This window comes from Paenibacillus glufosinatiresistens (assembly GCF_031470375.1).
GTDB classification, from domain to species: Bacteria; Bacillota; Bacilli; order Paenibacillales; family Paenibacillaceae; genus Paenibacillus_AQ; species Paenibacillus_AQ glufosinatiresistens.
In genome coordinates, this window is the sequence record NZ_JAVFHT010000001.1 from 25,772 (window position 1) to 47,839 (window position 22,068).

The 22,068-nt window shown below is 60.3% G+C and carries 16 protein-coding genes; 13 read left to right on the forward strand and 3 right to left on the reverse strand.

The window, feature by feature from the left end:
• Positions 1-11: 11 nt before the first annotated feature.
• From RBI05_RS00100 to pulA, 3 genes are all read left to right on the forward strand, one after another.
• A complete protein-coding gene (locus RBI05_RS00100; protein ID WP_310549701.1) occupies positions 12-287 on the forward strand; it encodes an HPr family phosphocarrier protein in 276 nt (91 codons plus the stop codon).
• Entirely contained in the window at positions 280-1,992 is a 1,713-nt protein-coding gene (ptsP, locus tag RBI05_RS00105) for a phosphoenolpyruvate--protein phosphotransferase (protein WP_310549702.1), read from the forward strand. Before RBI05_RS00100 ends, ptsP begins: the two co-directional genes overlap by 8 nt.
• 276 nt (positions 1,993-2,268) lie before the next feature.
• A complete protein-coding gene (gene pulA / locus RBI05_RS00110; RefSeq protein WP_310549703.1) occupies positions 2,269-4,632 on the forward strand; it encodes a type I pullulanase in 2,364 nt (787 codons plus the stop codon).
• 44 nt (positions 4,633-4,676) lie between these two features.
• On the opposite strand, the gene RBI05_RS00115 is transcribed toward pulA, so the two are convergent.
• Positions 4,677-6,269: a sensor domain-containing diguanylate cyclase gene (locus RBI05_RS00115; RefSeq protein WP_310549704.1), complete on the reverse strand. Its 1,593-nt coding sequence runs from the start codon at positions 6,267-6,269 to the stop codon at positions 4,677-4,679.
• 728 nt (positions 6,270-6,997) lie between these two features.
• Here RBI05_RS00115 and pheS point away from each other — a divergent pair.
• The 4 genes from pheS to RBI05_RS00135 all read left to right on the forward strand — a co-directional run bounded on the left by pheS (position 6,998) and on the right by RBI05_RS00135 (position 14,347).
• A complete protein-coding gene (gene pheS, locus RBI05_RS00120; protein WP_150457664.1) occupies positions 6,998-8,029 on the forward strand; it encodes a phenylalanine--tRNA ligase subunit alpha in 1,032 nt (343 codons plus the stop codon).
• A 32-nt stretch (positions 8,030-8,061) separates the two neighbouring features.
• Entirely contained in the window at positions 8,062-10,506 is a 2,445-nt protein-coding gene (pheT, locus tag RBI05_RS00125; protein ID WP_310549705.1) for a phenylalanine--tRNA ligase subunit beta, read from the forward strand.
• A 226-nt stretch (positions 10,507-10,732) separates the two neighbouring features.
• Positions 10,733-12,994, forward strand: a complete 2,262-nt coding sequence (gene zapA, locus RBI05_RS00130) for a cell division protein ZapA (RefSeq protein ID WP_408638278.1) — start codon at positions 10,733-10,735, stop codon at positions 12,992-12,994.
• A 306-nt stretch (positions 12,995-13,300) separates the two neighbouring features.
• Positions 13,301-14,347 (forward strand): GGDEF domain-containing protein, encoded by a 1,047-nt coding sequence (locus tag RBI05_RS00135; RefSeq protein ID WP_310549707.1) that lies wholly within the window; start codon positions 13,301-13,303, stop codon positions 14,345-14,347.
• Between the two features lie 82 nt (positions 14,348-14,429).
• Here the strand turns inward: RBI05_RS00135 and RBI05_RS00140 are convergent, their stop codons facing one another.
• Positions 14,430-14,777 (reverse strand): phage holin family protein, encoded by a 348-nt coding sequence (locus tag RBI05_RS00140; protein WP_150457660.1) that lies wholly within the window; start codon positions 14,775-14,777, stop codon positions 14,430-14,432.
• A gap of 172 nt (positions 14,778-14,949) precedes the next feature.
• On the opposite strand from RBI05_RS00140, the gene RBI05_RS00145 reads away from it, so the two are divergent.
• From RBI05_RS00145 to RBI05_RS00160, 4 genes are all read left to right on the forward strand, one after another.
• Positions 14,950-17,313 (forward strand): endonuclease MutS2, encoded by a 2,364-nt coding sequence (locus RBI05_RS00145; protein ID WP_310549708.1) that lies wholly within the window; start codon positions 14,950-14,952, stop codon positions 17,311-17,313.
• Positions 17,314-17,354: 41 nt separating this feature from the next.
• Positions 17,355-17,774 (forward strand): DUF350 domain-containing protein, encoded by a 420-nt coding sequence (locus tag RBI05_RS00150; RefSeq protein ID WP_150457658.1) that lies wholly within the window; start codon positions 17,355-17,357, stop codon positions 17,772-17,774.
• Positions 17,775-17,795: 21 nt separating this feature from the next.
• Positions 17,796-18,338 (forward strand): hypothetical protein, encoded by a 543-nt coding sequence (locus RBI05_RS00155; RefSeq protein ID WP_310549709.1) that lies wholly within the window; start codon positions 17,796-17,798, stop codon positions 18,336-18,338.
• A 91-nt stretch (positions 18,339-18,429) separates the two neighbouring features.
• Positions 18,430-19,692: an MFS transporter gene (locus tag RBI05_RS00160; RefSeq protein WP_408638279.1), complete on the forward strand. Its 1,263-nt coding sequence runs from the start codon at positions 18,430-18,432 to the stop codon at positions 19,690-19,692.
• Between the two features lie 100 nt (positions 19,693-19,792).
• On the opposite strand, the gene RBI05_RS00165 is transcribed toward RBI05_RS00160, so the two are convergent.
• Positions 19,793-21,019: an NAD(P)/FAD-dependent oxidoreductase gene (locus tag RBI05_RS00165; RefSeq protein WP_310549711.1), complete on the reverse strand. Its 1,227-nt coding sequence runs from the start codon at positions 21,017-21,019 to the stop codon at positions 19,793-19,795.
• Positions 21,020-21,171: 152 nt separating this feature from the next.
• On the opposite strand from RBI05_RS00165, the gene RBI05_RS00170 reads away from it, so the two are divergent.
• The gene (locus RBI05_RS00170; protein ID WP_310549712.1) at positions 21,172-21,408 is read left to right on the forward strand and encodes a spore coat protein; all 237 of its coding nucleotides are present in this window, start codon (positions 21,172-21,174) and stop codon (positions 21,406-21,408) included.
• Positions 21,409-21,441: 33 nt separating this feature from the next.
• Positions 21,442-21,837, forward strand: coding sequence for a spore coat protein (locus tag RBI05_RS00175; RefSeq protein ID WP_150457653.1), 396 nt, complete (start codon positions 21,442-21,444; stop codon positions 21,835-21,837).
• The last annotated feature ends 231 nt before the right edge of the window (positions 21,838-22,068 follow it).

The window sequence follows — 22,068 nt, forward strand, 5'->3', positions numbered from 1 at the left end:
AGTGGGATAACATGCAACAAACATTCCGTATTATCGACGAAGACGGCATTCATGCACGTCCGGCTACCGCGCTGGTGAACACGGCAACCAAGTTCAAGGGCACGGAAGCTTTTGCCGAAGCCAAGGGTAAGAAAGTTACGCTGAAATCCATCCTGGGCGTTCTGTCCTTGGGACTGGAAACCGGCGATACGCTGACCCTGATTACGGAAGGCGCTGAGGAAGCCGAAGCGTTGAACGCACTGCAGGAAGTGATGGTTAAAGAAGGGCTGGGAGAAGTGCATGAGTAAGCTGACCGGAATCGCGGCTTCGGCCGGGATTGCGATCGCCCGGGCTTTCATTCTGGAACATCCCGATTACAGCATTGCCCGGAAGACGATTGCCGACCCGGAAGCCGAGGTTGCCAAGCTGGAAGCTGCCCTGGAGAAATCCAGGGCGGAGCTTCAGGCAATCAAGGAACGGACGCTGGCGGAGCTGGGAGAGAAGAAGGCGGAGATCTTTGAATCGCATCTGCTGATTCTCGATGATCCCGAACTGATCAGCCCGGTAGCCGACAAAATCCGCGAAGAGTCCGTCAATGCGGATTATGCGCTCCAAGAGGTTGCCGGCCAGTTCGTCACCATGTTCGAGAATATGAAGAGCGCGTACCTGCAGGAACGCGCCTCCGATATGCGCGATGTGACCAAGCGCGTGCTGAACCATCTACTGGGCATTACGTACATCAGCCCGGCCGAAATCAGCGAAGAGGTTATCGTCATTGCGGAAGACCTGACGCCTTCCGACACGGCCCAGCTCAACCGCAATTATGTCAAAGGCTTCACGACGAACATCGGAGGCCGGACTTCGCACTCCGCCATCATGGCCCGGTCGCTGGAAATTCCGGCAGTCGTGGGAACCAAGACAGTGCTGTCCGAAGTGAAGGCAGGCGATCTCGTCATCATCGACGGTTTGAACGGCGATGTGCTGGTTAACCCGAGCGATGCGGAGATTGCCGAGTACACGGCGAAGCGCGAAGCTTACCAGCAGCAGATTGCCGAATGGCGCAAGCTGCGGGACGAGCCGACGGTATCGGCGGACGGCAAGCACGTGGAGCTGGCCGCGAATATCGGGACACCGAACGACGTTGCCGGCGTTATCGAGAACGGCGGCGAAGGCGTCGGCCTGTACCGGACCGAATTTCTCTATATGGGCCGCGATAAGCTGCCCTCCGAAGAGGTCCAGTACAATGCGTACCGGACGGTTCTGGAGAACATGAACGGCAAGCCGGTGGTCGTGCGCACGCTGGACATCGGGGGAGACAAGGAGCTTCCTTATCTCGATCTGCCGAAAGAGATGAACCCGTTCCTGGGCTTCCGCGCTATCCGGCTGTGCCTGGACCGCCAGGACATTTTCCGAACCCAGCTTCGGGCTCTGCTCCGGGCCAGCGTGCACGGCAATCTGCGGATCATGTTCCCGATGATTGCAACGCTGGCTGAATTCCGGGCCGCTCGCGATCTGCTGCTGGAGGAGAAGGCGAAGCTGAAGGCCGAAGGCCAGGAAGTCTCCGACCAGATTCAGCTTGGCATCATGGTCGAGATTCCTTCCACCGCCGTACTGGCGGACCAATTTGCGAAGGAAGTGGATTTCTTCAGCATCGGAACCAACGACCTGATCCAGTATACAATGGCCGCCGACCGGATGAACGAGCGGGTGTCTTATCTGTATCAGCCGTACAATCCGGCGATTCTCCGGCTTATCAAGAACGTCATCGACGCCGCCCATGCTGAAGGCAAGTGGACAGGAATGTGCGGGGAGATGGCCGGTGATTCGACGGCGATTCCGCTGCTGCTCGGTCTGGGCCTCGACGAATTCAGCATGAGCGCCACTTCGATTCTTCCGGCGCGGAGCCAGATTTCCAAGCTGTCCGCTGCCGAGATGAAGGAACTCGCGGCCAAGGCGCTGCAGATGGGTACGGCCGAAGAAGTGGCCGCTCTGGTTCAGCGTACCGCGCAATAATTCACAACCTTATTATGCTTGTCCAACCGCACTTGCCGGCCCATTCGGGCCGGCTCTTTTTGTGCAGTCTCCCGTTCTTCAGAGCGGGCCGGATGTTACAAATTCAGCGAAACCGTCAGCGGGATAACCTGCGCTGCCGATATAAGAACTATAGAAGCGTTCTCCGGCATAGACCCGGTCTTGCTTGGGAGAAGGAACATATTCTATGAGGAAAGACTCGGCTGCCGAGTATGCCTGTCCGCCAAAGCGGACATATCTGGATGTAACGGGAAGGTGATGAACAAGATGATTAGCGCAGTGAATGCGGAGTGGGTCATAGAGGAGTACAGGGGCAGGGATTTGGGATTAACGTATACGAAGGAGGAGAGTCTGTTCAAGGTATGGGCGCCTGCGGCTTCCGCGGTATCGCTCGTGCTGTATGAATCCGGCGGTGTGCCGGGCGAGAGTGCCGAAGAAGCCGGCGATGCGAAGCTGGCCCTGATGAGCCGCCAGGGATCGGGCCTGTGGGAAGTGCGGATAGCCGGAGACCTGGCCGGTCTCTTCTATATGTTTCGGGCGGTCTATGAAGACGGTACTGTTAAAGAATGCCCGGATCCGTATGCCTTCGCCGTGTCCGCCAACGGTCTTCGTTCGGCCATTGTGGATCTGCGGGAGACCGATCCGGAGGGCTGGGAGGCGGATGAATCGCCCCGACTTGCCCATCCGGTAGATGCCGTGCTGTATGAGCTGCATGTCCGGGACTTCTCCATTCATGAGAGTCTGGGGGCGGCGCATAGAGGCCAATACCTGGCATTCACCGAAGGAGAGCTTCGCGATGATGCAGGGAATCGGCTGGGCGTCGATCATCTGGCCGAGCTCGGTATTACCCATGTGCATCTCATGCCGGTGTTCGATTATCAGACCGTCGATGAACTGGACCAAGGCGGACCTCGTTATAACTGGGGCTACGATCCCCAGCACTACAATGCGCCGGAAGGGTCATACAGCACAGACCCTGCTGATCCGAGGGCCCGCATCCGCGAGTTCAAGAAGATGGTCCAGGCCCTCCATGCCCGGGGAATCGGCGTCGTGATGGATGTGGTCTATAACCATACGTATGCTGTGGATACGGGGCCTTTTGAAGGATTGGCTCCGGGCTACTTCTACCGGCGGGACCCTGCCGGACGGCTGACCAACGGCTCGGGCGTAGGCAACGAACTGGCGACAGAGCGGCCGATGGTCCGCAAGTACATCAAGGATTCGCTGCGCTACTGGCTGACGGAGTATCACATCGACGGCTTCCGCTTCGACCTGATGGGCGTCATCGATACCGTAACGATGCGGGAGATTGCGGAGGAGCTGCGGATCGATTTCAGGCCGGACCTGCTGTTCTACGGCGAGCCGTGGACGGGCGGAGATTCGCCGCTGATGAACAAGACGCTCAAAGGAGCGCAGAAAGGCAAAGGATACGCGGTCTTCAACGATAATTACCGTTCGGCGATCAAGGGCGATAACGACGGATGGGGCAGAGGCTATGCCACAGGCGAATGGGGAAGAGAAGGCGCGGTGGCGGCCGGCATCAAGGGAGCGATCCATGACTTCGCCGATTCTCCCCGGGAGACGGTCAATTATGTGTCGGCCCATGACAATCTGAACCTCTGGGACAAAATCCTGACCGTACAGGGCCTGCGCGGCCACTGCCGGTTCCCCGATTTAGCCGACGGCCGCCTTGTGGGCGGCGGAGATGCCGAAGAAGCGATAGCGAAGGCCGATCCCTACGCCGTCCTGGAAGAAGGCGAATTGCTTCAGGATGAGACGGTCCGAAGATCGCTGCTTGCGAGCGCTCTCGTGCTGACTTCGCAGGGCATTCCGTTCCTGCAGGCGGGCGACGAGCTGCTGCGCAGCAAATTCGGAGACCATAACAGCTACCGGAGCAGCGATTCCATCAATGCGATCCGCTGGGGGAACAAAGCGCGCTTCCGGCAGGTATTTGATTACTACCGCGGCCTGATTGCCCTTCGCAAGCAGCATCCGGCGTTCCGCCTGCGCGGACGGCAGGAGGTGGAGCGCGCGCTTCATTTCACACGGTGTGACGGAGGGGTGGTCTCCTACCTGCTGAAGGATCACGCGGGAGGCGACGCATGGCGCAATATCGCCGTTCTGTTCAACGCCAATCCGTGGCCGGTGACGGCCTGGCTGCCGCCGAGCGAAGAAGGATGGCAGGTGGTGGCCGATCATACCGGCGCCGGCACGGAGACTCTTCGCAGGGTGGAGGGCCCGGAGATCACGGTTGAAGGCTTGTCCCTGATGATTCTCTATGACCTCTGCGAAGAGCCCCGTCCCCGTTCCAGAACGATCGAGATTCATTACGAGCGGGAAGACGGCGATTACCGGGGCTGGAACTTGTGGGTATGGGGAACAGGCATCCAGGACGGGCAATGCGACTTCACCCGCCTCAAGGACGGACGCGCGGTCGCACTGCTGGAGGTACAGCCGGAGACCGCTTCCGTCGGATATTTGTTGCGGCTCAATGACTGGGAAGCCAAGGACGGCAGCGCGGACTGCTATATCGACTGCTCCGGCGAAGAAGATTTAATTCGTGTTCGGATTCGCGGAGCAGGCGGAATGCAGCCGGATTCCTCTCTTGGACTGACAAGCTGAACCCGGAGTTTTCGGGATAATCGGCAGAGACCTAAAGAGTGCTCCTAATTACGGTTCGCCGCCCGCTCCTCCCGTCCCGGATCACCGTCCATGGCCGGCGTGTACAGGGTCGCCTCATTCCCGCCGTGGTCCTTGGAGCGGTACATGGCCAGATCGGCGGCGCGGAGAAGTTCGTTAATGGTCTTGCCGTGCTTCGGATAGAGCGCTACGCCAATGCTCGCAGAAGTATGGAAGCTGGAGCCGTTGTTGATGGACCAGGTCTTGTTGAACAGTTTCAGCAGCCGGTCCAGAATCTCTTCCAGCATCTCCGGAGAAGAGAAACGGTGCAGCACAACGGCGAATTCGTCTCCGCCGATCCGGAAGGCTTGTCCAACGCCCTTGACGGTCTGCTGAAGCTGGCCTGAGAGCAGCTGCAGGAATTCGTCTCCGGCGAGATGTCCCAGCGTATCATTCAGTTGCTTGAACCGGTCGCAGTCCAGAAGCGCAAGGGCGATCATGGTCTGATTGCCCTTCGGCTGGGAGAACAGGTTCTCCATGTACATTTTGAAATGCGCCCGGTTCGGAATGGAAGTCAGATGGTCATAGAATGCCAGCTTGTGCAGCCGTTCTTCGTGCTGCTTGCGCTGGGTGATTTCCCGCGAGACCAGCATGAACCGGGCGGGATAGGACTCCGACCCCGTTATGGCGGATACTTTGGTCTCCATCCAGACCCAGTGGCCGTCTGCGCTTCGCATGCGCAGCTCCGAGGCTTTGGAAGCGGAAGACCCGGAAGCGGCGTTCTTCAGCTTGGCCCAGGCAATGTCCGGTTCCCGGATATATTGCGAGAGCGGAGCGCCGGTCTTCGGCGTGTAGCCGAGAACGGGCAGATGGGACGGCGAAGCATACAGAATAGAGCCGTTGGCATCGGTCAGCAGAATAAAATCGGTCATGGATTCTCCGATGAGCTGGTACATGCCGCTCTCTTCCTGCCGCTGCTTCTGAAGGAAGAGCATCCGGCGGCCCAGATAAAAGATAAATAAGAAGAGCACAATGAGCATGAGGGAATAGACAGCGAACAGGGAGCTCTTCCGCTCTTTGAATATGTCCATCACCTGATCGCCGTAGCGGGAGAGCAGGTCTTCCGAACGGTCGAGGTGCCCGCGGGCATTGTCCAGCAGCTTGTTCAGCGATGACGGAGGGGTAGCGGCGGGATCGCCGGAAGCCAGCATGTTCCGGCCTGCTGCCAGCCACTCGTCCCGGGCGGCGGCAAACCCGGCAAGCTCGGAGCGGATCTGCTCCAGCACATAGTCATTGGAACGCAGGCTCTCATACGGCTTGCCTCCCGACAACCGGCCGGCGGCGGCATTCACACGCCGGGAAGCTTCCTCTACATTGTTCTCGAATTGGCTTCCCGCTAGCAGGCGGTCGCGGCCGTCCGAGGTATAAAGCGTGTACAGGGCGAGCGAAGACTGGTACAGGTCGCGATCCGCATTCAGGATCAATTCATGGCTCTTGTCAACGTCTTGAAAGAGTACACCCGAAATCCGGTCGATGGAATAGTTGAGATAGATAAGGACGGCGACACTGGCGCCGACCAGCACAGCTGCAATTGCGGCAAGCATCAGAATGAGACGCTTGGTCGTTTGGGTCTCGGTCACGTGCATCTCCCCCTGAAAAACCTGATGGTAGCGGCTAAGCCGGTGAGTTCAATCTTGCTCCCGCAGCGGGCATGAACCTGCTCTCGGGCCGGATCGCGGCGGGCGGGGGTTAAGTACCTATGCGGGCAGGCAAGCGCATACAGCTGCAGTGTGGATGCGGAGCAAGAAGCTCCGAAGTGCAATTATGTATGTACAGATTGTACCAGAGCAGTAGGCTTGAGACTTATTACCCATTGCCGACGCAAACGATTCAGACGGTTCGGGAATTTTTTTTGGCGCCTGTTCTGCGGCTGATTCCTCCGTTCATCCGGCCGGATGCGCTTCTGGCGGCTTGCCAAACGCCGGAGAAGCCCCTATAATTAAACGATGTATAATTGATGAATAACCAGCAAATGCAGCGATGGAGAAGAGTAAGCAGCCAAGGCCCACAGGGAGAAGCCGCCGATGGATTGAGAGCGCGCTTCGGGAACCGAATCTGCTGAAGTTCACTCCGGAGCAGTACCCTGAACAGCTGCGACAAGCAGCCTTGCGTAGGGGTCAACCGGCCGCAGCCCGTTACCGCTGCACGGAGTGAGACAGAAGGCGCGGAAGCATGAAGCCGGCGCGGAGCAATTCTGTCTAACAAGGGTGGTACCACGGTCTTCTCGTCCCTTTTACAGGGAGGGAAGGCCTTTTTTGGTATTTTGGTAGGGTATGGCGAAGCAAAGTGAAGGAGGATGGCTCAAGCCATGAAAGAAAAACTGGAAGCATTGAGAATCGAAGCGCTGGCGAAGCTGGCGGAGGTGAACGATCCGGGAACGCTCAACGACCTTCGGGTTAAGTATCTCGGCAAAAAAGGCGAGCTTACCGAAGTGCTGCGGGGCATGGGCTCGCTCAGCGCGGAAGAACGGCCGGTTATCGGCCAAGTGGCCAACACGGTCCGGTCAGCCATCGAAGAAGTCATTGCAGCCAAGCAGGAAGAATTTCAGCAGCGGGAGACCCAATCCCGGCTTCAAGCCGAGACGGTGGACGTCACGCTGCCGGGACGGAAGCTTCCTCAGGGCGGGATGCATCCGCTGAGCCGGGTCATCGAGGAGATCGAGGATATCTTTATCGGAATGGGCTATGAAATTGCGGAAGGTCCCGAAGTGGAGACCGATTATTATAACTTTGAGGCGCTTAATCTGCCCAAAGACCATCCGGCCCGGGATATGCAGGATTCGTTCTACGTTACGGACGAGCTGCTGGTCCGCACCCAGACCTCTCCCGTCCAGATCCGGACGATGCAGGCGAAGAAGGGCGAAGCCCCGGTCAAGGTTATCTGCCCGGGCCGGGTGTACCGGCGCGATAATGACGCCACGCACTCCTTCCAGTTCCATCAAATCGAAGGCCTTGTCGTTGCGCCGAATGTGCGCATGTCCGATCTGAAGGGAACGCTGCACGAATTCGTCAAGAAGATGTTCGGTCCGACCACCAGCATCCGGCTGCGCCCGAGCTTCTTCCCGTTCACCGAGCCGAGCGCGGAGGTGGATGTAAGCTGCTTCAAATGCGGCGGAAGCGGCTGCCGGCTCTGCAAGGGCACGGGCTGGATCGAGGTGCTCGGCTCCGGGATGGTGCATCCGAAGGTGCTGCAAGAGGGCGGCTACGATCCCGAAGTATACAGCGGATTCGCTTTTGGCATGGGCGTCGAGCGGATTGCCATGCTGAAATACGGCGTGGACGACATCCGTTACTTTTTTGCCAACGACATGTCTTTCCTGAAGCAGTTCCGGGGAATCTGACGATAAATTACGGTTAAGGACGTGAGAGAAGGATGAAAGTATCAACCAGCTGGTTGAAGGATTATATTTCGCTTGAAGGCGTAACGGCCGCCGAACTGGCGGAGAAGATTACGGCTGCGGGCATTGAAATCGACGGCATCGAGAACCGCAATCAAGGGCTGTCGGGCATCGTGGTCGGCTTGGTGAAATCCAAGGAGAAGCACCCCGATGCGGATAAGCTGAATGTATGCGTGGTCGATGCCGGCCAGGGCGAAGATCTGCAGATTGTCTGCGGAGCGAAGAATGTCGCGGCCGGACAGAAGGTGCCGGTGGCGCTCGTAGGCGCGGCTCTGCCGGGTCTTACCATCAAGAAGGCGAAGCTGCGCGGCGTGCTCTCCCAGGGCATGATCTGCTCCGCCAAGGAGCTCGGCATGAACGACAAGCTGCTGCCGAAGGAACAGCAGGAAGGCATTCTGGTGCTGCCGGAGGAGACCGAGATCGGTCTGCCTGTCACCCGTGTGCTCGGTCTGGACGACGAGGTCTTGGAGTTCGACCTGACGCCGAACCGTTCCGACTGTCTCAGCATGATCGGCGCCGCCTATGAGGTCGGGGCGATTCTCGGCCAGGAGCCCCGGCTGCCCAAGCCGGAGGAAGAGCTGATTCAAGCCGGCGGGCCGGCTTCCGATGCCGTAACCGTATCGGTGGAAGACGAGTCGCTCTGCACGCACTATGCCGTCCGTTATATTTCGGGCGTTAAGCCCGGGCCGTCGCCGCAGTGGATGCAGAACCGGCTGATGGCGGCAGGCATCCGTCCGATCAGCAACATTGTGGATATTACAAACTATGTCATGCTGGAATACGGGCAGCCGCTGCATGCTTTTGACGCCGACAAACTGGCGGGAGGCCGACTTGCGGTGCGCTTGGCCCATGAAGGCGAGAAGCTGGTTACGCTGGATGGACAGGAGCGTACGCTCGGCGCGCATATGATCGTAATTGCCGATGCCGAGAAGCCGGTCGGCCTGGCCGGCGTCATGGGCGGCCTGGACTCGGAAGTCACCGATGCCACAGTGAACATTGCGCTGGAATCGGCCCGCTTCAACGGATCGCTTGTACGCAAAACCGCGCGCCAGCTCGGTCTTCGTTCCGAAGCCAGCCTGCGCTTTGAGAAGACGGTCGATCCGGGTTCGGTTCTCCCGGCTCTGGACCGCGCCGCTTCGCTGATCGCCCGCTACGCAGGCGGCGCGGTTCTCGAGGGGGTTGTCCAGGCGGGGAATGCAGCCGCCGAACCGATTGTTCTCACCCTCTCGCTGGATAAGGTCAACGCGCGGCTTGGAACCGAGCTCTCCCTGCTGGAGGTCAAAACGCTGCTGCTTCGCCTGGGACTCCCGTGCGGAGACGCCGCCCACGGCCTGCTGGAAGTGCGGGTGCCGACCCGACGCGGGGATATTACGCGCGATGTGGATCTGATTGAGGAAGTCGCCCGGCTGTACGGGTACGACAATATTCCGTCCACTCCGATTGAAGGACCGACGACGCCGGGCAGTCTGACGCGTCCGCAGGCGCTGCGCCGCGAGCTTCGCCACCTGCTGGCGCACGGCGGCTATCAGGAGACGATGGGCTATTCGTTCATCCAGCCGGACCGGACCGGTCTGTTCCCGGCCCTGCAAGGCGGTGCCTTCGCCGTCAAGCTGGCGATGCCGATGAGCGAGGACCGCAGCGTCCTCCGCACCAGCCTGCTGCCGGAGCTGCTCAGCATCGCCGAATACAATACGAACCGCCGGCAGAGCGATCTGGCGCTGTTCGAGATCGGCAATATCTTCCTGGCCGACGAAGAGCGCTTGACCCGGCAGCCCCGCGAGCTGCCGGTGCTGGGAATGCTGCTCAGCGGCAACCGGTCCTCCAAGCAGTGGAACCGTCCCGCCGAACCGGTCGATTTCTTCGACCTGAAGGGTGCGCTGGAGACAGTGTTCGACCAGTTCGGACTGTCGGACCGGATCGTCTATGAAGCCGACCGGCCGGAGGGCTTCCATCCCGGGCGTTCCGCTTCCGTCTATCTGCTGGATGGAGACGCCCGGAACCTGATCGGGACGCTGGGCCAGATTCATCCCGAGCTCGCCCGCAGGCACGACCTCACGGATACGTATGCGGCCGAGCTGCTGCTGGAGCCTATGTATGCAGCTGCCCGCACAGCCATTCAGTATACCGAACCGCCGCGGTTCCCGGGAATGGAGCGCGATATCGCGCTTGTCGTGGAGCGCAGCGTCCCTTCGGCGGACCTGCTGAAGACGATTCGCGAGCACGGCGGCAGCCTGTTGCAGACGGCGCAGGTCTTCGACGTCTATACAGGCGGCCGACTGGGCGAGAATCAGAAGAGCATCGCCGTATCGCTGCTCTACCGTCACCCGGAACACACGCTTACGGAAGAAGAAGTGACGGAAGTGCATGACCGTGTGCTGGCCGCCCTTCAGCAAAGTTTTGGCGCCGAACTTCGAAAATAGAAGGAAATGAACAAAGCCGCAGCGAATCCATTACTTAAGGGGATCGTCTGCGGCTTTTTCTCCATGAAGCGCCCGGATATCCCGTTCAATTTCGGTCCTTCGAACGAAGAATCAGGGGCCGAGAGCGCAACACTTGGTACGTTATCAGGTTATATTATATAGATTTCTTTATTCCACCCCTTACAGGATGCAGGCGTACTAACAGAAGGAGGGCACCACTGTGGCAATGGACCGGACACGCGTCGCCGTAGAAATCTACGGCACTTCCTATAAACTTGTCGGAAGCAGCACCGAATATATGAAGCAGGTCGCCCGCTATGTCGATGAGCACATGAAGGCGATCTCGAAATCCCATAACCGGCTGGATACGCCCCGCATCGCGGTGCTGGCCGCCGTTCATATGGCGGAACAGGCGATTCAGGCGCAGGATCTGCGCAACGAAGTCAATATGCTCACCGGCGAACGCAGCGAGCTGCGCGCTGAAGTCTCGCGCATGCTGGAGGTGCAGCGGGAACGCCAGGAGGAATGGGAGCGGACAAGCGCAGCCGCCGAAGCCGAGACGAAGCGGCTGATTGCGGAAGCCGAAGAGGCGCGGCGCTCCCACCTGGAACAGCTGGAACAGGAGCGCGCGGCGCAGGCCGAACGCGTTCGCGAAGCCGGTGAGAGCACAGCGGCGGTCCGCCGCGAACTGGAAGCGGAGCTTGCTCGCAGGGAAGACGAGATTGCCGAGCTTCGGACGGCCCGTGAACTGGAAGCAACCGAAGCGAGGGAGCAGCTTCGTTCAGAGCTTGCAAGAGCCGAAGCGCTGCGCCTGGTGCAGATCGAAGAGCTGAAGGCCGCGCATGCCAAGGAGCTGGAAGAGCTTCGGGCTGCACAGGCGGCCGAGCTGGAGGAGGACGTCTCCCGCCTGCGCCGCGAACTGGAAGAGACGAAGGCGATGCATTCCGGCCAATTGGAAGAGACGCGGGCGGGATTGAATCTTCAACTGGCAGAGAGCCGTGAAGCTTCGGCCCGGGAGTTGGAAGCGGTCAGAGCGGCGCTGACCAAGGAACTGGAGGCCGGGAAGGAAGCTCTGGAACGCGAGCTGGCCCGCAATAAGGACATGCGGCAGAGCATCGGCAATCAGGAACAGCGGCATAGAGGGCAGCTTCAAGAACTGGAGAAGCAGCTCGCCGAGATGAAGGGGACGGTCAGACAGCTTCAATCCCGGCTGCGTGCCGAGGAAGCGGCCGTGCGAGGCGAACGCGAGGCGCGCAGCGAGCTGCAGACCCGGCATGAAGCGGCGCTTGCGCTGGAGTCCGGACTGCGCGAAGAACTGGAAGCCAAGACGGGGCAGGCGGCTCTGCTGGAAGCCCAGCTGGATGAGCTGCGGGGACTGGAGGCGGCGGCCCGCAGCGAGGCGGCTGCGGCGGAAGCCTCTCTGGCGGAATGGCAGCGACGGACGCAGAACCTGGAGTCGGAGCTGGCGGGTGCGCTGGCGGAGCGCGAGGACTGGAAGGAGCTGGCCGCGAAGCGGCAGAACGAACTCGGCGAGCTGGAACAGATGGTGCTGGAGAGCGGCGAAGCGCTGGAACGCGAGCATCGTTCCCGTACGGAGCTGGAATCCGCGCTCGAGACGCTGCGCGGCGAAGCTGCGGCTGCGGCGCAAGAGGCAGGCCGCAAGGAAGCGGAGCTGGCCGGTCTGCGTCAGGAGCTGGAGCAGACCGCCGGAGAACGCGAAGCGTTCCGATCGGAACTGGAGCGCCTGCGGCATGAGCGCGAGAAGCTCCGGGAGGAGATCGGACGGCGGGACGAAGAGCTGGCCGGTCTCGGGGAAGAGCGGACGCGCCTCGGCGAAGCGCTGGAGCGGGAAGCCCGGCGGCGCGAGACGGCGGAAGAGCGTCAGGCGGAGCTGCTGGAGCTCGGACGCCGGAAGGAAGAGGAACTCGCGGCGCTGCAGAACCGCTATGAAGAGCTGATTATCCAGTATGACGATGTGCTGCAGAATGGCGACAGCCTGCAGGAGCGCTGCCGTCTGCTGGAAGAAGAGAAGGAAGAGCTGGCCTTCCGTCTGGACGAACTGTCGGAGGCGGCAAGAGAAGCCGCCGCAGCGGCAGCGATGCAGCAGGAAGGGCTGAACGACGCCCGCCGCGAGACCGAGGCGTGGAAATCGAAGTACGAGGAACTCAAGCGGGCCCAGGGCTCCTGGGCAGAAGCGGAGCGCAGTCTCCGCGAAGAGATCGAGCTCTGGCAGCAGGAAGTGGAAGAGAGCGAGAAGGTGCGCTCTTCGCTGAAGCTTGAGCAAGAGGAGCTTCGGAGCCAGCTGGATGACGTCGCCGGCCACTACGAACTGTCGCAGGGCCAGCTCCGGCTGCTTCAGGCCGAGTTCGGAATGCGGCAGGAAGAGCTGGAGCAGATGACGGATGCCTTCCAGAAGCTGCAGGCCGAATATGCCAAGCTGCAGACGGAATATAATGAATGGATTCAACTGATCGAGCAGGACAGCTAGAGCGGCCTAATGACGGATGAAGGAGCTTAAGGGGCGGAATTGCGGAGGACGGCGAGCAGCCGAGCCGCGGTTGCGCCTCTTTTGCCGTGCGCACGGATCGTCCGGCTCCGCCGATTATCCGCGTGGAGACGGAACAGGCGGACATTCCAGAAAGGGGATGCAAACCCGGGGGTTATTGATTATAATAAAAAGCATTATATCCGGGGACAAAAGTAGGGGATCCGCATTCGAAGTAAGGCCGCTTCACTGGAAAAAGAATCCTGGCACCGCAGAGTGATGAAGGGGTATTGGGCGGTTATCCTCATCATGATCGTTATTCAGATTTCGTTCTTCTGGGCAGGGGTCAAGCCTGCCTGCGCTCTTGCCGACAGCCGGGATTGCGGAAGACTGTATCTGCTCAGCAATGGCGCCGTTGCGGCCGCCATCGGCTCGGCCGAGCTCTGGCTGCGTGTGCGCAGCCGCTACCACAAGCAGGTGGTAACGGGCTGCGGCTTTGTGCTGTCCTGCCTGCTCTATTTTATCGTCGAACCCTTCGCCGACGGAGCCCAAATGGCCTGGATTGTGCCTATCGTGGTTCCGCTGGTCTACTTTGACCGCAGGCTTCTGCTCATAACGGGCGGCATGACATCCGTGTCCTACGCCGGCGTCTATCTGCTGCTGGAGCGGCCGGTATTCGACAAGCCTCTGCTAGAATTTCTGCTCGTCGAGGCGATGATTGCGCTGTTCGTCTTCATTGCGAACGGGGTCATCGTCCGGGCCTATGAAGCCAGCATGGAGCTGGAGCAGCTGACCAAGTCGGAACAGAGCCTGCTCGTCGAACGCGCCATTTCGGACCGGCTGCTGAAGATCGACGCGCTAACCGAATTGTACAATCACAAGACATTTCACGAATATCTGGATTCCCTGCTGGAGCAATGCGAGAAGAATGGACTTAAGCTCCAGCTCGGCCTGCTGGATATCGACAACTTCAAGCAGGTCAACGATACGTACGGTCATTGGATCGGCGACATCGTACTGAAAGAGGTAGCGGCCCGGCTCCGCGAGACAATTGGATTGAATGACTTTGCCGCCCGCTACGGGGGAGAAGAGTTCGCCGTTATCTTTACCGACAAGACGCTCGAAGAGTCCAGAGAGATGGTGGAGAAGCTGCGCGAAGCCGTGGAACGGATGGAGCATCCGTATGCCGGGGACAAGCCGATTACCGTCAGCATCGGACTCTGTGAGTATGAGCGGGGCGACGCGAAGGAGATGCTCTTCCGCAAGACGGACGACGCGCTCTATGAAGCCAAGCGGACCGGCAAGAACAAGGTCGGCCTCTGCACCGGCGCCTATGCCTCCCTATCCTCCAAATGATGAAGCGCAAAAGCCGTCGCCTTCCCGAACGGGAAGACGGCGGCTTTTGGCATTGAGCGGCGGTCCGATCCGGGTACCGGCCTTATTTGCCTGCGTCAAAAGGGGTAGGCACAGGCAGGAACAGGTCGATGATCCCGATCACCAGCGCAGCCAGAAGGGCGCCGATAATGGATACGTCAACGCCGCTGACGACGAATTGGGCGACCCAGATCACGAGGGCGCTCACCAGGAAGCCGACGATGCCGCGGCCGAAAGGCGTCGCTTTTTTGCCGAAGATGCCCTCCACAACCCAGCCCAGCAGGGCGATGACCAGTGCCAGCACCAGGGCGCTCCAGAACCCGCCCACCGTGAACTGGGGAACGATCCAGCCCACAATCAGCAGGACGATAGCCGACACGATAAAGCGGACTACATGACCGAGAAATTTCACGGTACAGCCTCCTTTACGCTTTGAAATTGCGGGATTTGTGCAAGGTATAGGATACCCGGCAGGCAGCGGGATTATGCGAGATCGGGAAAATTCATGCAGGGAGTATGCAAATGGCGCAGGTGAGGCTTATCCGGTATAATAAGAAAAGATGTGAAGGGAGTTGTGACTGGTCTTGGACGACAAAATTCTGCATACGCTGGAGTATCGCAAAATTCTAAATAAATTGGCAGCGTATACGCAAACGCCGATGGGTACGGAGAAGGCGGAAGGCCTGAAGCCGATCGGCGATCTGGAAGGCGTGAAGCTGCTTCAGCAGGCTACCGACGAAGCTTCGGACGTAGACCGGCTGAAAGGAATCCCGTCGCTCAGCGGCGTCACGGACATTCGCCCTGCGCTGAAACGGGCTTCCATCGGCGGAACGCTCGGTACGCATGAGCTGCTGGCCGTAGCCCGGACCATTCAGGGCGGACGGCGGGTCAAGCGCTTCCTGGCCGCGCTGCACGAAGAGAAGCCGGTGCCCATGCTCTATGAGCTGAGCGATCTGATCTCGGAGCAAAAGGACGTCGAGGATGCGATCCTGGCCTGCATCGACGAGAACGCCGACATTCTGGATACGGCGAGCCCGGAACTCGCCGCCATCCGCCGGGAACTGCGTTCCGGCGAGAGCCGGATCCGCGAGAAGCTGGATTCGATGATCCGCTCTTCTTCGGTGGCGAAGATGCTGCAGGACCAGCTGGTGACCATCCGCGGCGACCGGTTCGTCATTCCGGTCAAGGCCGAATACCGCTCGCATTTCGGCGGCATCGTCCACGACCAATCCGGTTCGGGAGCGACGCTGTTCATCGAGCCGGAAGCCATAGTTGCGATGAACAACAAGCTGCGGGAGACCCGGCTGCGCGAAGAACGGGAGATCGAGGTTATTCTGCAGAAGCTGACGGCCCGGGTGGGCGGGATTGCCGAAGAGACGGGCTATGACATTGATGTGCTGGGCCAGCTCGATTTCAACTTTGCGAAGGCCCGTCTTGCCCGCGAAATGAAGGCTTCCCAACCCCGGATGAACGACCGGGGCTATCTGAAGATCCGCAAGGGACGGCATCCGCTCATTCCGGCGGAATCGGTCGTGCCGCTCGATGTGGAGCTCGGCAATCAGTACAGCACCATTCTTGTCACAGGCCCGAACACGGGAGGCAAGACGGTTACCCTCAAGACCATCGGCCTCCTGAGCCTTCTGGCCATGTCGGGGCTGTTCATTCCGGCGGAGGAAGGCAGCCAGATGTGCGTCTTTGACGCCATTTATGCCGATATCGGCGACGAGCAGAGCATCGAGCAGAGCCTCAGCACGTTCTCCAGCCACATGACGAACATCATTACGATTCTGCGGCGGATGACGCCCAAGAGTCTGATTCTGCTGGATGAAGTCGGTGCGGGCACAGACCCGGCCGAGGGATCGGCGCTGGCCATCGCGATCCTGGAGCATATTCACCGGGCCGGAACCCGGATGGTTGCCACCACGCATTACAGCGAGCTGAAGGCCTACGCCTATGAACGCAAGGGCGTTATCAACGCCAGCATGGAATTCGATGTCCAGAGCCTGAGCCCGACATACCGGCTGCTGGTCGGGGTTCCGGGCCGAAGCAACGCTTTTGCCATCGCGGAGCGTCTCGGCCTGCCGGGACCGATTCTGGAACATGCGCGCGGCGAGGTCAAGGAAGAGGACCTGCGCGTCGAGAACATGATCGCTTCGCTGGAGGAGAACCGGCTCGGCGCCGAGAACGAGCGCGAGCGGGCCGAGCAGATCCGGGCCGAAGCCGAGGAACTGCGCGGACGCCAGAAGCGCGAGCTGGAGAAGCTGGAGGGACAGCGCGACAAGCTGATCGGCAGGGCGGAGACGGAGGCGGCTGCAATCGTCGAGAAGGCGCGCAAGGAAGCCGAGACGATCATCGCCGACCTGCGGCGTCTGGCCATGGAGGAAGGGGCTTCGGTCAAGGAGCACAAGCTGATCGAAGCCAGACGCCGGCTCGACGAGGCGCAGCCTGCGCCGCGGAAGAAAGAGCCGGCCCGCAAGGCGAAGGCGCCCCGGCAGATCGGGCCGGGCGACGAGGTTCAGGTATACAGCCTGAACCAGAAGGGGCATGTCGTGGAGCTGAGCGGTTCCAAGGAAGCGCTGGTGCAGCTCGGGATTTTGAAGATGAAGGTCGCTCTGAGCGATCTGGAGCTGCTCTCTCCGGCGAAGCCGCAGGCGCCTGCGCCGCTGCGGCAGGCCACGACGGTCAAGCGGACACGGGACGAGAACGTGCGCACCGAGCTGGATCTCCGGGGAGCGAATCTGGAGGAAGCCCTGATCGAGACAGACCGGTTCATCGACGAAGCCTTCCTGGGCAATCTGGGCCAGATCTACATTATTCACGGCAAAGGAACAGGCGTCCTGCGCACCGGGATTCAGGATTATCTGCGCAAGCACCGGCACGTGAAGAGCTACCGGCTCGGCAATTATAATGAAGGCGGCGCGGGCGTAACGGTGGCGGAGCTGGAGTAAGGCCCTCCGCGCGATACGCTTCGTCCAAAGGAGAACGATCGATGGAAAATGCGGTGGATTCTTTGCTGGAGCACCCGCTCGGGGCGATGCTCGGCAATTTTACGGTCGCCATTCTGGGCCTGGTTCTGTTCTTGGCCGTATTTGAAATGGTAACGAAGTACAACTGCTGGGACGAAATCCGCAAGGGCAACGTGGCCGTCGCGATGGCTACAGGCGGCAAAATCTTCGGCATCTGCAATGTGCTCCGCTTCAGCATCCAGGCCAAGGTCTCCATCTACGAGACGATGAAATGGTCGGTGGTCGGGTTCGTGTTGCTGCTGGCGGCGTATTTTATGTTCGAATTTCTGACCCCCGTGTTCTCCATCGACGATGAGATTGCGGCGGACAACCGGGCGGTCGGGCTGACAGCGATGCTGATTTCGGTCTCGCTGTCCTACGTGATCGGAGCATCTATTTTCTAAGTGAATGAAGGAGCGATTGGAATGGATACAACCATCTGTCCCTGGTGCCATACGGAGATTGTGTGGGATGAGGAATTGGGTCCCGAGGAGACCTGTCCGCACTGCGACAACGAGCTGAGCGGGTACCGGACGGTCAGCCTGAGCGCGGATGAACTGGATGAGGAAGAAGACGATGATTTCGGAGAAGAAGAGGAGACCGAAGAAGACGATCTGTGGGGCGAGGAAGACCGCAGCAGCGTAGTTCCGGTGTTCAACGGACTCGACAAATACCGAGATGCCTACGATCTGGACCGGTATGACACGGCTCTGGCTTCCGTCCTGGACGGACAGGAAGAGGTACCGGAATGCCCGCAGTGCCATGAACTGATGGTCCTGGCCGGCACGCGTACGGTGGAAGCGGAGCAATTCCGCGGCATCCGGCCGGCAGGGCTCGGAACCGAGCTGCTGACAGCGCCGTTCGCCCTGAACCTGCATGTCTGCCCGTCCTGCTTCCTGGTTCAGGAGAGCCTGACGGAAGAATTCCGGTCCCGGTGGATTCGGAACATCGGCGGCACCCGCAAGTAATTCGGCGCTAAATCACGCAGCATTCGGAATCCAACCGGCATAGGAATCCCCCCGGACCGGGCATCTTAAGCGAGAGCCTGCGAATGGGGGGATTTGTGTGAACAAGGAGCCGCTGGGGAAGCAGGCCTGGCTGCTGCTGGCGGTCGACGGCCTTTTCGTGCTGTCGGGCGCGTTGTCGGGCACGTTCCTGAACATCTATCTGTGGAGAAGCCGGTCCGATTACGCGATGATCGGCTGGTTCACGGCCGCGCAGCAGGCGGCGCTCGGCATCAGCTTCTGGATCGGCGGAAGGTGGGTGAAGGGCCGCGGCAAAATGAACGCCCTGCGCGTCGGCATCGCGCTGTCCGGGCTGTTCTATCTCCTGGTGCTGCGGCTGGGGCCGCGGTCGGTGGATTACATCTGGCCGCTCGGCGCGCTGCTGGGCGCTGCGCTGGGCCTGTTCTGGCTCTCGTTCAACGTGGTGTATTTCGAGATCACCGGCCCCGGCAACCGGGACCGGTTCAACGGATGGACCGGACTGCTCGGTTCGCTGACCGGCATTGTCGGTCCCTGGACCTCGGGGGCGCTGATCAGCGCCATGAAGGGAGAACGGGGCTACCGGGTAGTGTTCCTGGCGTCTCTGTCGATCTATGGGGCTGCGGCGGCTCTCAGCTTAGCGCTGCGGAGAAGGAAGGCGGCCGGGAGCTACAGGTGGCTGGAGCCGGTCCGCCGTCTGCGCGTGAGCGAGCAGTGGCGGTGCATGGCGGGAGCTCTGTTCTTTCAGGGTCTTCGGGAAGGGGTCTTCTCGTTTCTGGTCGGGCTGCTGGTCTATCTGGCGACCCGGGAAGAGAACCGGCTGGGGCAGTTCACGCTGATGACCTCGGCGATCGCCCTGGTCAGCTACGGAGCGGCGGGCCGGTGGCTGACGCCCCGCCGCCGGCTGCCGGGAATGCTGGCGGGAGCCGTGCTGCTGACGGCGGTCACGCTTCCCCTGCTGGCCGGTACCCGGTACAGCACCCTGCTGCTGTTCGGAGCCGGCACCGCGCTGTTTCTGCCGCTCTACATGCTTCCGATGGTCTCTTCGAGCTTCGATCTGATGGGCGACTCGGAAGACAGCGTCGGCAAGCGGGTGGAACTGATCGTGTTGCGCGAGCTGAGCCTGATGGCGGGCAGGCTGACCGGAACGCTGCTCTTCGTCTCGCTGCTGCCGCTGGGACCCAAGCTTCGGCTGTTCACGCTGCTGCTGCTTGGCCTGGGGGCGGCCCCGTTCGGCAGCTGGTTCTTTCTTCGGCGGAGCTCACAGGCGCTTTCGGCGGCCGGGAAGCCGAAGCCGAGGAGCCTTCACGGATATGTGCGGAACCGGCGGGAGCGCTGAAGACCACCCATTACGCCAGATTACAGCCGTCTATGCATACAGGGACGCCCCGACGGGGCGTCCCTGTGGCCGTTTATCCGGCTGAAGCCTGATGAAGGTCTTATCCTGCCGGAGCCGGCTTGGGCGACCGGGTCAGCGAGAACAGATCCAGCTCGGGCCGGGTCCGGCCGGCCACGGTATCGGTCACGAGCTCGGCTCCGATCATGCTGCATACCGTTCCGTTGCCCCCGTAGCCTTCAATAAAGTAGCAGTGCGGGTAGTCCGGATGAGGACCGATGAAGGGCAGACCGTCCCGGGAGAGGCCGAACACCGCTCCCCAGGCGAACTCCGCGCGCACTCCCTGAAGCTCGGGGAAATGCTCCGCCAGCTTCTCCAGCAGCTTGTCCCGGCGCGAGAGCGACCGGACCTCCCGTTCCTGCGGGTCGGTCAGCGGCTCATCCAGGCCGCCGGCAATGATCCGGCCCTCCGGCGTCGTCCGGAAATACAGATACGGCCGGGCCGTCTCCCAGATCAGGCAGCGCTCATGCCATTTCGGCAGAGACGGGACCGGCTCTGTTACAATGGCGTAGGAGTTGACCAGATCGGCGCCGCGGTCCCGCTTGATCTCCTGGGTCTCGTAGCCAGTTGTGAAGATAACCTGCCGCGCCGAGATGCTCCCGCGCTTCGTCCGGCAGAAGACTCCATCCGGCAGAAAGTCCAGATGCAGAGCTTGGGTGCCGCTGCAGATTCGCACTCCCGCCGAAGCGGCCCCGGCCAGAAGTCCGTGCACGAACCGGTAAGGGTTCACTTCGGCGTCTCCGTGGGTATACAGCGCGGCCGAACGCGAGAAAGGGAAGCGGGCGGCAATGGTCTTCTCGTCCCAGAGCTCGCATTCAATTCCCACCGAGCGGAGAAGCTCGCCCTCTTCGCGGAGCAGATCCGCGTCCCGGGGCGTGCTTGCATAGTACAGGCTGCTGCGCGGAATGAATTGAGGATCGATCGCAAGCTCTCCGGCGGCCTGCCGCAGGTTCAGGAGAGCGTCTTTCGAGAGGCGGTAGAATTGTTCGCCTTTCTCCTTGCCGAAGGTGTGAATGAACGAGCCAAGCCGCTTGTCGCTGCTCGCTTGCAGCAGGCCGGTGTTGGCGTGCGTGCTTCCGGTGCCGACTGCCCTCTTGTCGATCAGGACGGTGTCCGCCCCAAGCTTCGACAACCGGTGGGCGCAGAGCGCTCCGGCCATGCCGCCGCCGATAATCAGCACGTCGCAGACGGCATCATTTTCGAGGGGGGGATAGGACGGGGGATCAGACAGAGTGTGCTCCCAGAAGGTAGATCCGGCGCTTAACTTCATCTTCAGTCCTCTCTTTCAATTATAGGCTGTTATGCAGTATCCTCCGATTGAAGTTCCCTCATTCATGGCGCTGCTCCGGGCACATAAACGCCGTAAACCTGCGGCATACTAGATTTGCCAGGCACTATTTCCAAGGAGGAATCCACCCAGACATGCAATCTACGCACATGCAACCGCTCAGCGCGAAGGAACTGGAGTATATCTCCGATTCCATCTCCAACGAAGATTTGCTTCTGAAGCAATATGCCGCCACCGCAAGCGTTACGCAGAACCCGACCGTCCGCCAGCTCTGCCAGCAGCATATCCAGAGCCACCATCACCATATGGGCATGCTGATTGATCTGCTTCAGCAGCATCAGCAATATGCCCCAACGCAGCCGCAAGCATAGAAGAATGACTTCAACGAGGAGGGATTATCTAACATGAATGCATCGAACAACTCCGCTTTTATGCCCGACGAGGATCTGCTGACGACCGTTCTGTGCGACCTGAAGCGTACGGTCCGTGAATATACAACAGCGGCTACAGAGTCCAATTGCCCGTCCGTCCGCCGGGTATTCAACGACCTGACGATGGATACGCTTCGCCTTCAGGGAGAGCTGTATCAGCAGATGGGACAGCTTCATATGTATCAGACGCCGGGCAAGGCGCTGCGCCAGACCGTGGATCAGGCGATTCAGAGCGGGCAGCAGACCCAGCAGAAATGCCAGCAGTTCGTCCAGCAGAAGCTGGGCGGCCAGAATTCGGCCCAAAGCCAGGGCTTTGATCCACAAGCTTCCATGCAGCAGCAGAACGGACAGAGTCCCTACTATATGTAAGCACCCTCTGCAGGCAGGCATCCACCGGCCTATATGTAGAATACCCCTTGCGCTCCTCACATGAAGCAGCGGGCGGGCATCCGAGGGTTATCAGGCGTTCTCCGCTCCGGCGGAGAACGCCTGTTTGAGCAATGCCGCCCTTGGGGCAGAGCTTCATAATTCAAGGGGGGTAGAACTTTACTTTATGAATTGTAAGCGTATTCTTAAAAGGTATAATTTAACTATCACCAG

Coding starts and splice junctions, on each gene's coding strand:
- RBI05_RS00100 (WP_310549701.1), top strand. CDS start 12: ATGCAACAAACATTCCGTATTATCGACGAAGACGGCATTCATGCACGT.
- ptsP (WP_310549702.1), top strand. CDS start 280: ATGAGTAAGCTGACCGGAATCGCGGCTTCGGCCGGGATTGCGATCGCC.
- pulA (WP_310549703.1), top strand. CDS start 2,269: ATGAACAAGATGATTAGCGCAGTGAATGCGGAGTGGGTCATAGAGGAG.
- pheS (WP_150457664.1), top strand. CDS start 6,998: ATGAAAGAAAAACTGGAAGCATTGAGAATCGAAGCGCTGGCGAAGCTG.
- pheT (WP_310549705.1), top strand. CDS start 8,062: ATGAAAGTATCAACCAGCTGGTTGAAGGATTATATTTCGCTTGAAGGC.
- zapA (WP_408638278.1), top strand. CDS start 10,733: ATGGACCGGACACGCGTCGCCGTAGAAATCTACGGCACTTCCTATAAA.
- RBI05_RS00135 (WP_310549707.1), top strand. CDS start 13,301: ATGATCGTTATTCAGATTTCGTTCTTCTGGGCAGGGGTCAAGCCTGCC.
- RBI05_RS00150 (WP_150457658.1), top strand. CDS start 17,355: ATGGAAAATGCGGTGGATTCTTTGCTGGAGCACCCGCTCGGGGCGATG.
- RBI05_RS00155 (WP_310549709.1), top strand. CDS start 17,796: ATGGATACAACCATCTGTCCCTGGTGCCATACGGAGATTGTGTGGGAT.
- RBI05_RS00165 (WP_310549711.1), bottom strand. CDS start 21,019: ATGAAGTTAAGCGCCGGATCTACCTTCTGGGAGCACACTCTGTCTGAT.
- RBI05_RS00170 (WP_310549712.1), top strand. CDS start 21,172: ATGCAATCTACGCACATGCAACCGCTCAGCGCGAAGGAACTGGAGTAT.
- RBI05_RS00175 (WP_150457653.1), top strand. CDS start 21,442: ATGAATGCATCGAACAACTCCGCTTTTATGCCCGACGAGGATCTGCTG.